The following is a 12,026-nucleotide window of genomic DNA, read 5'->3' on the forward strand; positions in this document are numbered from 1 at the left end:
CGCAGGGAGTCCGAAGAAAATGCCGCGCTTTGCCGCCAATCTCAGCCTGATGTTCAACGAGGTGCCGTTCCTCGACCGCTTCGATGCGGCGGCGCGCGCCGGGTTCGACGCCGTCGAGTTCCTGTTCCCCTACGAGCACCCGCCCGAGGCCATCGCCGAGCGGCTTCGGGCGAACGGCCTGACCCAGGCGCTGTTCAACTTACCGCCGGGGGATTTCGCGAACGGCGAGCGCGGCTTGGCGGCGTTTCCTGAGCGGTTGGATGAGCTGAAGGCCGGCGTCGATACGGCGCTGCGCTACGCCGAGGCGACCGGCGTCGCCCGGCTGCACCTGATGGCGGGCCTCGCCCCGCACGATGATCCCCGCGCCGCGGAGGCCTACCGCCGGGCGGTGACCTGGACGGCGGAGCGCCTGGGCGCGGCCGGCCTCGACCTCGTGCTCGAGCCGATCAACGGCCGCAACATGCCGGGCTACTTTCTGAACGATTTCGGTCGGGCCGCCGACCTCATCCGCGACCTGGCGCTGCCGAACCTGAAGCTCCAGTTCGACCTCTACCATTGCCAGATCCTGCACGGCGACGTGACCCTGCGGCTGCGCGCGCTGATGCCGATCGTCGGCCATGTCCAGACCGCGAGCGTGCCGGAGCGGCACGAGCCCGGCACCGGCGAGATGAACGACGCGTTCCTGTTCGACGAGCTGGACCGGCTCGGCTACGCCGGCTTCGTCGGCTGCGAGTACATCCCAGCCGCCGACACCCTGGCCGGCCTCGGCTGGCTCGCCGCCTATCAAGGGAGAGCCCGATGAGCCTCGCGCTGGGATGCGTCGCCGACGATTACACGGGGGCCTCGGACCTCGCCAACACCCTGACCAAGGCGGGCCTGCGCACGATCCAGACCATCGGCGTGCCCGAGGATGATCGCGCCCTGCCGGAGGCCGACGCGGTGGTGGTGGCACTGAAGAGCCGCTCGATCCCGGCCGGCGAGGCCGTGGCGCGGTCCCGCGAGGCGGAACGCTGGCTGCGGGCCCGAGGGGCCGCCCACGTGATGTTCAAGGTCTGCTCGACCTTCGACTCCACGGATGCCGGCAATATCGGCCCGGTGATGGACGCCCTGCGGGCGGATGCCGGCGAGGCCATCGCGCTGGTCACGCCCGCCTTCCCGGAGACGGGACGCAGCGTCTACCAGGGCAACCTGTTCGTCGGCGCGGTGCCCCTCAACGAGAGCCCGCTCAAGGACCACCCGCTCAACCCGATGCGCGACGCCAACCTGGTGCGCGTGCTGGCACGCCAGAGCGTGGGGGCGGTCGGCCTCGTGGACACCGCCACAGTGGCAAGGGGCGCCGAGGCGGTGGCGGCCCGGCTCGACGCCCTGGCGGCCGAGGGCAAGCAGGCGGCCATCGCCGACGCGATCTTCGACAGCGACCTCGAAACCTTGGGCCGGGCGGTCATCGCCAAAAAGTTCTCGGTGGGGGCCTCGGGGCTGGGGCTCGGCCTCGCCCGCGCCCTCGTCGCCGACGGGCGCGGCACCCGCGACGCCGCCGGCGCGGCCATGGGCGAGCCGGTGGGCGGGGCCGCGGCCTGCCTCGCCGGCAGCTGCTCGCAGGCGACCCTCCAGCAGATCGCCGCCGCGGAGGCGCAGATGCCGGTGCTGCGCCTCGACACCGCGGCGCTCCTCGCCGGCGCCGACGCGGTGGCGGAGGCCCTAGCCTTCGCCGACGCGCGGCTGGCCGCCGGCCCGGTGCTGATCGCCTCCTCGGCGACCCCCGAGGCGGTCCGGGCTCTCCAGGCCGAGCACGGGGTCGATGCGGTCGGCCACGCCATCGAGACCGCGCTGGCGGCCATCGCCGAGGGGCTGGTCGCCCGCGGCGTGCGCCGGCTGGTGGTGGCCGGGGGCGAGACGTCGGGCGCGGTCGTCGACCGGCTCGGGCTCCGGGCGTTCCTGCTCGGCCCCGAGATCGCCGCCGGCGTGCCCATCCTGCGCAGTGCCGGTCGGCCCGAGCCGATGCTGCTCGCCCTGAAATCGGGCAATTTCGGCGGCTCGGACTTTTTTGGCCGTGCCCTGGACATGATGGACTGACCACCGCCCATAGATACGAGGGTTCCCATGCACGCTCTGATTCTCGGCGCCGCCGGCATGATCGGCCGCCGCCTCGTCGATGCCCTGGTCGCGGACGGCAAGGTCGGCGGCGAACCGCTCAGCGCCCTCACCCTGCTCGACGTGATGCCGCCCACGGCACCCGCAGGCTTCTCCGGCCCGGTGAAGGCCGAGGCCGCGGATCTCACTGCCCCCGGTGCCGCCGATGCCGCCATCGCCGAGCGCCCGGGAGTGATCTTCCACCTCGCCGCGGTGGTCTCGGGCGAGGCGGAGGCGAATCTGGAACTCGGCTACCGGGTCAATCTCGACGGAACGCGGCTGCTGCTCGACGCGATCCGCCGGGCCAACGCCGCCGACGGGTACCGGCCGAAGCTGGTCTTCACCTCGTCGCTGGCCGTGTTCGGACCGCCCTTCCCCAAGGTGATCCCGGACGATTTCATCCTGCGCCCGGCCTCCTCGTACGGCGTCCAGAAGGCCATGGGCGAGTTGATGCTCGCCGACTATGCGCGCCGCGGCTTCTTGGACGGGATCGGCCTGCGTCTGCCGACCATCTGCGTGCGCCCGGGCAAGCCCAACAAGGCGGCTTCGGGTTTCTTCTCCGGGATCATCCGCGAGCCGCTCGCTGGCCACGAGGCGGTGCTGCCGGTCCCCGACACGGTGCGCCACTGGTTCGCGAGCCCCGCCGCTGCGGTGGGTTTTTTGGTTCACGCGGCCGGGCTCGACCTCGCGGCCATCGGCCCGCGGATCAGCCTGACCATGCCGGGCGTCTCGGCCACCGTGGCCGACGAGATCGAGGCCCTGCGGCGCGTGGCCGGCGACAAGGCCGTGGCGCTGATCCGGCGCGAGCCGGACGCCGCTATCGCCCGGATCGTCGGATCCTGGCCGGAGTCGTTCGAGCCGGAGGCCGCACTTGCGTTGGGCTTCCGGGCAGACGAATCCTTCGACGCGATCGTGGCCCAGCACGTCGCGGCGTTCCATGGCGGCTGAGATTCAGCCGCGGGCGGAGCGGATGTCGGTCCGCGGGAAATCGTCGCCGATATAGAGCAGCGGCACGCCGTGGACCTGCGCGCAGGCATAGGCGAAGCAGTCGCCGAGGTTCAGGCGGGCGGGGTGGCGGCCCTTGCCAAAACGGGCATGGGCGGTGAGGGCGAGGGCGGATTCCGCCGCCGAAATCGGCACGATTCGCAGACCAGCGATGCGGATGAACGCGTCGACCTCCGTCTCAGCGTCTGCCACGGAGATCGCCTTCTTACGCGCCACCGCGACCACCGTCTCGAAGACGGCGATGCCCGACGTGAGCGGCGTCATCGCGCCATCGAGGCAGTCCAGCAGGACGGAACGCTCCGGCTCGGCCGTCAGGATCGCCACGAGAGCCGAGGCGTCGACGAACATCACTCGTCGTTCAGGCTGTCGTAGAACGCCTTGTCGGCCTCCAGGCCCGTGCGCGGTACGGCATCCATCTTGTCGAGCAAGGGTTTCAGGCGTTCCGCGAGCGGCACGCGTCGGCTGCGCCGCGCGATCTCGTTTTCGAGCGCGATTCGCACCGCTTCGGTCTTGCTCACGCCGGCCCGCGATGCCAGCGTCTCGGCCAATTGGTTGACCTCTTCGCTGCGGATGTTGAGCGGCACGACAGCCTCCGTGTAGACGTAGGGAGGCTAGTGCCTACACACCAGAGCCGCAAGCGCGGCGCGTACCCCGAACAAGGATCCCGATGACCCGCCTCGACGAGGCCCGCGCCGCGCTGAAGAAGACGTTCGGCTACGAGGATTTCCGGCCCGGGCAGGACGAGGTGATCGGCGCGGTGCTGGATGGCGACGACGTGTTCGCCGTGATGCCCACGGGCTCGGGCAAGTCGATGACCTACCAGCTCCCGGCGCTGATCGATTCCGGGCTGACCGTGGTGGTCTCGCCCCTGATCGCCCTGATGCACGACCAGGTGCAGCAGATGCGCAGCGTCGGCGTCGAGGCCGCCACCCTCAACTCGACGGTGACGGAGGCGGAGTCGCGCGAGACCTGGCGCAGCCTGCGGTCCGGGGAATTGCGCCTCCTGTTCGTCTCCCCCGAGCGCCTGCTGATGGAGGGCTGCATCGAGGCCCTGCGCGGGGTCGGGGTCCGGCGGCTCGCGGTGGACGAGGCCCATTGCGTCTCGCAATGGGGCCACGATTTCCGGCCCGAATACCGGGAGATCGCCCGGGCCCGACAGGCGTTGGGCAACGTCCAGACCCTGGCGCTGACCGCCACCGCCGATGCCGCCACCCGGGCCGAGATCGCAGAGCGGCTGTTCCCGCAAGGGCGCGGCCCGAAGATCTTCGTCCACTCGTTCGATCGGCCGAACATCCGGCTGACGTTCCAGCCCAAGGACAACCCGGCCCGGCAGATCGAGCGGTTCCTGAAGCACCGGAGGGCGGAGAGCGGGATCATCTACTGCTCCTCGCGCAAGCGCGTCGAGCAGCTCGCCGAGACCCTCAGGAAGGACGGGTTCGACGCCCTGCCCTACCATGCCGGCCTCGACCAGGGCACGCGGATGCGCAACCAGGACCGGTTCCTGCAGGAGGACGGGGTGGTGATGACCGCGACGATCGCCTTCGGCATGGGCATCAACAAGCCCGACGTGCGCTTCGTCTGCCACGCCGACATGCCCAACAACGTCGAGGGCTATTACCAGGAGATCGGCCGCGCCGGCCGCGACGGGCTGCCGGCCGACACGCTGACCCTCTACGGCCTCGACGACATGGCGCTACGCCGCCGCCAGATCGACGAGAAGGAGATCTCGGACGAGCGCCGCCGGGTCGAGCGGCGCAAGCTCGAGGCGATGATCTCCCTGTGCGAGGGCGCCACCTGCCGGCGCCAGTCGCTGCTCGGCTATTTCGGCGAGGCGAGCGAGCCCTGCGGCCGCTGCGATCTCTGCCGCGGCGGCGTCACGCTCGTGGACGGGACCGTGGCGGCGCAGAAGATCCTCTCGGCGATCGTGCGCACCGGCCAGCGCTTCGGCGCGGCCTATATCTGCGACGTGGTCCACGGCAAGGAGAGCGAGCAGGTCCGCCGCAACGGTCATACCGGCCTCAAGACCTTCGGGGTCGGCGCCGACAAGCCGGTGGCCGCTTGGCGGGCGATCCTGCGCCAGCTCTTCGCCGCCGGGGCGATCGCCGAGAACGCCGACGGCTATGGCGGCCTGTCCATGACCGAGAAGGGCGAGGCGATCCTGTTCGGCCGCGAGCCGGTCAAGCTGCGCCCCGACCCGGAACCGAAGGCCGAATCCCGCGAGCGTCGCCGGGCCACGCCGCGCGAGGAGGGCGAGATCGCGCTCTCCGAGACCGACGAGGCCCTGTTCCAGCACCTGCGCGGCCTGCGCGCTACCCTGGCCCGGGCCGAGGGCATCGCCGCCTTCATGGTGTTTCCCGACCGGACCCTGATCGAGATGGCGCGTCAGAAGCCCGTCGACCTCTGGGCCCTGCGGGCGGTCCACGGGGTCGGCGAGCGCAAGCGCGAGGCCTATGGCGAGACGTTCGTGGCCGCGATCAGCGCGTTCCTGGCCGAGCCGCCGGCGGCGTGAGCCTGCCGCCTCTGCGGCCGATCCGGCGCAAGCCCCACGCAGTTTCACCCTCGGCGCGCCCGGCCGCTTCATGTAGGCAGGCCGCCACCTCGAATCGATCGGACCCGTCATTTCGACACGCATCCCCGTCGCCGCCGCACCGGCCCAGCACACGTCCGAAAAACCGGACGGTGACGCGCCGCGGACGCTGACCTCCCGCATCGTGTTCTACATGCCGGGCTTCGACCCGCGCGATCCGGAGACCTATTGGGGCCTGTTCCGCCGCGAAGCCCGGCTCACCGCCGCGTGCCGGGGCGCCGCGATCACGGTCGGCGATCCGGTCCGCTCCCCGGACGGGCTCGACCTCGCCTGGACGGCGGAGTCGCGCGGGGTCTCGACCCGCTATGTCCTGCTGCGCTGGGAGGACATCGTCCGGGCCCGATTCCCGCAATCCGACTGGACGCGGCTCCGGGGCGTGCCGGCTCTGCTCTGGCGGCTGTGGCGGACGGGCTACATGGCGGACCTGCGCCGGGAGGGCTGGCGCTTCTCCACGGTGATCTTCTGCGTCCACTACATCTACATCGCCCTGGCGCTCCTCAGCCTCGCCGCCGCCGGGGGCCTCGCCGCCCTCACGCCGCCCGCGTTCCAGCCCTGGAGCCTGCTGGCGGTGCCGCCCCTCGCCTACGCGATCCTGGCCGGGCTGATCCGGGCGACCCGCGGCAAGCCGCTCTACGTGCCCCACCTCGTGGACGACACCGCGTTCACGCATGCCTACGCGGCCGGCGAGGCCCCCGAGATGGACCCCCGGCTCGACGCCTTCGCGGCGCGCATCCGCGCCGCCGAGGGCGAGGCCGACGAGGTGGTGGTGGTCGGCCATTCCTCGTCGAGCTTCCTCGGCATCGAGGCGCTGGACCGGGTGCTCGCCCGCGACCCCGGCTTCGGCGGGCGCGGCACGCCGGTCTCGTTCGTGAGCATCGGCAGCGTCATCCCCTGGCTCGGCCTCGACCCGGCTGCCCAAAACTTCCGCACCAGCCTCCTGCGCTTCGGACGAGCGACGCAGATCGGCTGGCTCGACGTGCGCGCCACCTGGGACTGGCTCTCGATCCACAAGAACAACCCGATTGCCGCCTGCGGCCTCACCCCGCCGGATCCCGGCCGCCCGTCCGTGCTCTGGGTGGCGATCCACGACCTGATCACCAGCGCCGATGTCGGCCGGCGCCAGTGGAACCTGTTCCAGATGCACTTCCAGCTGCTCATGGCGAGCCAGCGCGACAGCGGCTTCGACTATCTCGACGTGGTCACCGGGCCGGAGCCGGTGCACGTCTTGGTCGCCCGCTGCCGGGAGGACGGGCCGCCCGCGGATCCGGTCGGCGAGGCCAGGCGCTGACCCCCAGCCCCGCGCCGGCGGATGTTGCCAGCGCGGGCGCTTCCGCTCTAGAGCCGGGGCAGCCTGAGATCTCAGCCCGGTTCGGGTTCGCCGCGGTACGCGTCTCTCGAGACGGACCGCTCTCTGCCGAGACCTTCGCATGTTCCGCAACGACGTTCCGATCACCCCCGAGCTCGTGGCCCAGCACGGCCTCACGCCGGAGGAGTACGAGCGCTTCCGCGGCCTGATCGGGCGCGACCCGACGCTGACCGAGCTCGGCATTGTCTCGGCGATGTGGAACGAGCATTGCTCGTACAAGTCCTCCCGCAAGCACCTGAAGGGGCTTCCGACCTCGGGCCCTCACGTGATCCAGGGGCCGGGCGAGAATGCTGGCGTGATCGATATCGGCGACGGGCTGGCCTGCGTCTTCAAGATGGAGAGCCACAACCACCCGAGCTACATCGAGCCCTACCAGGGCGCGGCGACCGGCGTCGGGGGCATCCTGCGCGACGTGTTCACCATGGGGGCGCGGCCGATCGCGGCGCTCAACGCCCTGCGCTTCGGCTCCCCCGACCACCCGCGGACCCGCGCTCTGGTCTCCGGCGTGGTGGCCGGGGTCGGCGGCTACGGCAATTCCTTCGGCGTGCCCACCGTCGGCGGCCTGACCGGGTTCCACCGGCGCTACGACGGCAACATTCTGGTCAACGCCATGGCGGTGGGGCTCGCCCGCACCGACGCGATCTTCTACGCGGCCGCCACCGGGGTCGGGAACCCGATCGTCTATCTCGGCTCCAAGACCGGCCGCGACGGCATCCACGGCGCCACCATGGCGTCGGCGGAGTTCGACAAGGCCTCCGAGTCGAAGCGCCCGACCGTGCAGGTCGGCGACCCCTTCGCCGAGAAGCTGCTGCTGGAGGCCTGCCTGGAACTGATGGCCTCGGGCGCCGTCATTGCCATCCAGGACATGGGCGCGGCGGGGCTGACCTGCTCGGCCGTCGAGATGGGCGCCAAGGGCGACCTCGGCGTCGAGCTCGATATCGAGAAGGTCCCGGCCCGCGAGGCCGGTATGACCCCCTACGAGATGATGCTGTCCGAGAGCCAGGAGCGCATGCTCATGGTGCTCAAGCCCGGCATGGAGGCGGAGGCCGAAGCGATCTTCGTCAAGTGGGGTCTCGACTTCGCGGTGATCGGCCGGACCACCGACACGCTGCGGTTCGTGGTCAAGTGGCACGGGCAGACCGTGGCCGACCTGCCGATCAAGGAACTCGGTGACGAGGCGCCGCTCTACGACCGGCCGCACCTGGCCAACACCCACCAGCCGGTGATTGCAGCCGCTGCGGTGCCGGCGCCGGCCTCGCTGACCGACGCCCTCAAGCGCCTCGTCGGCTCCCCCGACCTCGCCTCGAAGCGCTGGGTCTACGAGCAGTACGACCACTTCATCCTCGGCAACACCGTGCAGAAGCCCGGGGGCGACGCCGCCATCGTGCGGGTCGAGGACGGCCCGAAGGGCCTGGCGCTGACCTGCGACGTCACCCCGCGCTACTGCGAGGCCGACCCGGTCGAGGGCGGCCGGCAGGCCGTGGCCGAGGCGTGGCGCAACATCACCGCGGTGGGCGGTCGCCCGCTCGCCATCACCGACAACCTGAACTTCGGCAACCCGGAAAAACCCGAGGTGATGGGCCAGTTGGTCGGCTGCCTGCAGGGCATCGGCGAGGCTTGCCGGGCGCTCGACTTCCCGGTCGTGTCCGGCAACGTCTCGCTCTACAACGAGACCAATGGTGTCGGCATCCTGCCGACCCCGACCATCGGCGGCGTCGGCGTGCTCGACGACGTGGAGCGCCACGCCACCATCGCGCTCAAGCGCGAGGGCGACGTGCTGGTCCTGGTCGGCGCTGGCGAGGGCTGGCTCGGCCAATCCGCCTATCTGGCGGTAATCGAGGGCCGGGAAGAGGGCGCGCCGCCGCCGGTGGATCTCTCGCTCGAGCGCCGCAACGGCGACTTCGTGCGCGCCTTGATCCTCTCGGGTACGGTCGACACCGTCCACGACCTGTCCGATGGCGGTCTTGCGGTGGCGCTCGCCGAGATGGCCATGGCCGGCGGCATCGGAGCGGCCCTGCCGGAGGTGCCGGTCGACCTGCCGGCCCACGCCTACCTGTTCGGCGAGGACCAGGCCCGCTACCTGCTGGCGGTCGATCCGGAGGCGGCCACCGACCTGCTCTACAGCGCCTCGGCCCAGGGTATCGACGCGGCCGTGGTCGGGGTCACCGGCACCGACCGTTTGACCCTGCCGGGCGGCGAGACCATATCGCTGTCCGAGCTGCGTGCGGCCCATGAGGGCTGGCTGCCGAACTACATGGCGAGCCAGCCGGCCGCGCCGGCTGCCTGAACCCCTTACGCCCAGGAGTTTTCCGATGCCGATGGATGCGGGCGAGATCGAGCGCATGATCCGCGAAGCGCTGCCCGACGCGACCGTGGAGATCCGCGACCTCGCCGGCGACGGCGACCATTACGCCGCCACCGTCCTGTCCGCGGCCTTCAAGGGCAAGACCCGGGTCGCCCAGCACCAGATGGTCTACGGCGCCCTCCAGGGCCGGATGGGCGGCGTGCTCCACGCCCTTGCGCTGACCACGGGCGTCCCTCAGGATTAGGCCTTCTCGCGGGAGTTCTCCCGATGGACCGACCGAGTCTCTACGACGACGACATCGTGACCTGGGCTGAGGAGCAGGCTGCGGCTCTGCGCGCGCTCGGAGCCCGCAGCGACCTGTCGAATGCGGTCGATTGGGCGAATATCGCGGAGGAGATCGAGAGCGTGGGGCGATCCCATTTGCGGGCGGTCGAGGGCCTGCTGATCCAGACGCTCGCTCACCTCCTGAAGCGCGCCTCCGCGCCCCTCGCCCCGTCAAGCTTGCATTGGCGCGAGGAGATCGCGACATTCCAGATCACGGCTTGGAATGCGTACGAGTCGTCGATGCGGCAGAGGTTGAACTGGCCGAGGATCTGGAAATCCGCGGTCACGGCCGCGGAGGCTGGTCTCGGTGCCTTTGGGAACCAGATTCTTCCAGGACTACCGAAGGCGTGCCCGATTGCGGCCGAGGACCTTTTGACCGAACGCTTTGATATCGATCAGGCGCTTCGTGTGATCGCCGCCTCGGTTGCGCGCCGCTGATAGAGACCGCACATACGAGATCGAATAACTGAGGATTGAGTGATGACCGACGCCAACACGACCATCCAGAACGAGATCGCCTCCCAGGACGTGGTGGTGTTCATGAAGGGCACGCCGCAGATGCCGCAATGTGGCTTCTCGGGCCAGGTGGTGCAGATCCTCAACTACCTCGAAGTGCCGTTCAAGGGCGTGAACGTGCTGGCCGATCAGGGCATCCGCGAGGGCATCAAGGCGTTCTCGAACTGGCCGACCATCCCGCAGATCTACGTGAAGGGCGAGTTCGTCGGCGGCTGCGACATCACCCGGGAGATGTTCCAGTCGGGCGAGCTGCAGACCTTCCTGGCCGAGAAGGGCGTCCCGGTGAAGACCGCCGCCGCCTGATCTTTTTCGGACTTTCTAGGATGGATCAGGGCGCCTGCGGGCGCCCTTTTTCGTGGCCGGCCGCTATCGCGCCCGGTCGAGTCACCCGTGGGCGGGGCGCATTCGCGTTCGCTAACGCGATCGCCTATATCAGAACCGTTCCACAGCTATGGATAGACCGATCATCATGGCGACGCCGTCGCTCGACAGCGCCCGCGCGGCCGAACCCGCGATCGAGAAGGCGCCCGATTTCCAGCCCGCACTGCTCCCCGGGCGGCCCCCGTCGCTGGTCGGGCTCACCCGCGACGCGCTCAAGGCGCAACTCATCGGCATGGGCGTGCCCGAGCGCGAGAGCCGCATGCGGGCCGGCCAGATCTGGCACTGGGTCAATTTCCGCGGGGCGACCGACTTCGCCGCGATGACCAATGTCGGCAAGGCGCTGAAGGCCGAGCTCGCGCAGCATTTCACGCTGGAGCGGCCCGAGGTCGCCAGCCGCCAGGTCTCCCGCGACGGCACCCGCAAGTGGCTGCTGCGCATGGCACCGACCAACCCGCAGGAGCACAATCGCGGCGCCGAGATCGAGTGCGTCTACATCCCGGGCCCGGATCGCGGCACGCTGTGCGTGTCGAGCCAGGTCGGCTGCACCCTCACCTGCTCGTTTTGCCACACCGGCACGCAGCGCCTCGTGCGCAACCTCTCGTCGGCCGAAATCGTACAGCAGCTCGTGGTGGCTCGCGACGAACTCGGCGACTGGGCCGGCCAGATGCCGAGCCGCGACGCCTCCGGGGCCGGCGAAGTGGGGCGGCTCGTCACCAACGTCGTGTTCATGGGCATGGGCGAGCCCCTGTACAATCTCGACGCCGTGATCGACGCGGTCGGCGTGATGTCCGACCAGGAGGGGCTCGGCCTCTCCCGGCGGCGGATCACGGTTTCGACCTCCGGGGTGGTGCCGCAGATCCCCCGCCTCGGCGAGGCGGCCAACGCCATGCTGGCGATCTCGCTCCACGCGGTGCGCGACGACCTGCGCGACGAGCTGGTGCCGCTCAACCGCAAATATCCGATCGCCCAGCTGCTCGAAGCCTGCCGCACCTATCCGGGTGTGAGCAACGCCCGCCGCATCACCTTCGAGTACGTGATGCTGAAGGGCGTCAACGATTCCGACGCGGATGCGCGCGAACTGGTCCGCCTGCTCAAGGGCATCCCGGCCAAGATCAATTTGATCCCGTTCAACCCCTGGCCGGGCAGCCGCTACGAATGCTCGGACTGGGACCGGATCGAGCGCTTCTCCGAGATCGTGTTCAACGCCGGCTACGCTTCGCCTGTGCGCACGCCCCGGGGCCGGGACATCCTGGCCGCCTGCGGCCAGCTCAAGAGCGAGACGGAAAAACTGCGCGCCCGGGCCCGGATGATGCAGGAAGAGGGCATCGGCGCCGAGGGCTTCTACGCCGGCCTCGACGACTGAGCCAGTCGCGGTTTCGAAAGGTCCGAGACCTTTCGTGGGTGCAGGGCAA

The 12,026-nt window shown here is 70.2% G+C and carries 12 protein-coding genes; 10 read left to right on the plus strand and 2 right to left on the minus strand.

What is annotated here, in order from left to right; translation table 11 throughout:
- Positions 1 to 19: 19 nt before the first annotated feature.
- From otnI to denD, 3 genes are read left to right on the plus strand one after another with little or no spacing between them, the layout of a single operon-like run.
- Positions 20 to 802, plus strand: coding sequence for a 2-oxo-tetronate isomerase (gene otnI, locus MKL11_RS01790; RefSeq protein ID WP_243939706.1), 783 nt, complete (start codon positions 20 to 22; stop codon positions 800 to 802).
- Entirely contained in the window at positions 799 to 2,073 is a 1,275-nt protein-coding gene (gene otnK / locus MKL11_RS01795) for a 3-oxo-tetronate kinase (protein WP_243939708.1), read from the plus strand. The genes otnI and otnK overlap by 4 nt, the downstream gene beginning before the upstream one ends.
- Positions 2,074 to 2,100: 27 nt before the next feature.
- Positions 2,101 to 3,078, plus strand: coding sequence for a D-erythronate dehydrogenase (denD, locus tag MKL11_RS01800; protein ID WP_243939710.1), 978 nt, complete (start codon positions 2,101 to 2,103; stop codon positions 3,076 to 3,078).
- A 3-nt stretch (positions 3,079 to 3,081) separates the two neighbouring features.
- On the opposite strand, the gene MKL11_RS01805 is transcribed toward denD, so the two are convergent.
- A complete protein-coding gene (locus MKL11_RS01805) occupies positions 3,082 to 3,483 on the minus strand; it encodes a type II toxin-antitoxin system VapC family toxin (protein WP_238261826.1) in 402 nt (133 codons plus the stop codon).
- Complete coding sequence (locus MKL11_RS01810; protein ID WP_243939712.1) at positions 3,483 to 3,719, minus strand: type II toxin-antitoxin system VapB family antitoxin; 237 nt, start codon at positions 3,717 to 3,719, stop codon at positions 3,483 to 3,485. The genes MKL11_RS01805 and MKL11_RS01810 overlap by 1 nt, the downstream gene beginning before the upstream one ends.
- An 83-nt stretch (positions 3,720 to 3,802) precedes the next feature.
- Between MKL11_RS01810 and recQ the strand changes: the two genes are divergently transcribed.
- The 7 genes from recQ to rlmN all read left to right on the plus strand — a co-directional run bounded on the left by recQ (position 3,803) and on the right by rlmN (position 11,977).
- Complete coding sequence (gene recQ / locus MKL11_RS01815) at positions 3,803 to 5,644, plus strand: DNA helicase RecQ (protein ID WP_243939714.1); 1,842 nt, start codon at positions 3,803 to 3,805, stop codon at positions 5,642 to 5,644.
- Between the two features lie 211 nt (positions 5,645 to 5,855).
- The gene (locus MKL11_RS01820) at positions 5,856 to 7,010 is read left to right on the plus strand and encodes a hydrolase (protein ID WP_243939804.1); all 1,155 of its coding nucleotides are present in this window, start codon (positions 5,856 to 5,858) and stop codon (positions 7,008 to 7,010) included.
- A 139-nt stretch (positions 7,011 to 7,149) separates the two neighbouring features.
- Complete coding sequence (gene purL / locus MKL11_RS01825; protein WP_243939716.1) at positions 7,150 to 9,375, plus strand: phosphoribosylformylglycinamidine synthase subunit PurL; 2,226 nt, start codon at positions 7,150 to 7,152, stop codon at positions 9,373 to 9,375.
- A gap of 25 nt (positions 9,376 to 9,400) precedes the next feature.
- Positions 9,401 to 9,637 (plus strand): BolA family protein, encoded by a 237-nt coding sequence (locus MKL11_RS01830; RefSeq protein WP_243939718.1) that lies wholly within the window; start codon positions 9,401 to 9,403, stop codon positions 9,635 to 9,637.
- Between the two features lie 23 nt (positions 9,638 to 9,660).
- Positions 9,661 to 10,155, plus strand: coding sequence for a DUF29 domain-containing protein (locus tag MKL11_RS01835; protein ID WP_243939720.1), 495 nt, complete (start codon positions 9,661 to 9,663; stop codon positions 10,153 to 10,155).
- 42 nt (positions 10,156 to 10,197) lie between these two features.
- Positions 10,198 to 10,536, plus strand: a complete 339-nt coding sequence (gene grxD / locus MKL11_RS01840; RefSeq protein ID WP_243939722.1) for a Grx4 family monothiol glutaredoxin — start codon at positions 10,198 to 10,200, stop codon at positions 10,534 to 10,536.
- A 166-nt stretch (positions 10,537 to 10,702) separates the two neighbouring features.
- The gene (rlmN, locus tag MKL11_RS01845) at positions 10,703 to 11,977 is read left to right on the plus strand and encodes a 23S rRNA (adenine(2503)-C(2))-methyltransferase RlmN (protein ID WP_243939724.1); all 1,275 of its coding nucleotides are present in this window, start codon (positions 10,703 to 10,705) and stop codon (positions 11,975 to 11,977) included.
- The last annotated feature ends 49 nt before the right edge of the window (positions 11,978 to 12,026 follow it).

It is taken from the genome of Methylobacterium sp. J-077, assembly GCF_022829365.1.
In the GTDB taxonomy this organism is placed as follows: Bacteria; Pseudomonadota; Alphaproteobacteria; order Rhizobiales; family Beijerinckiaceae; genus Methylobacterium.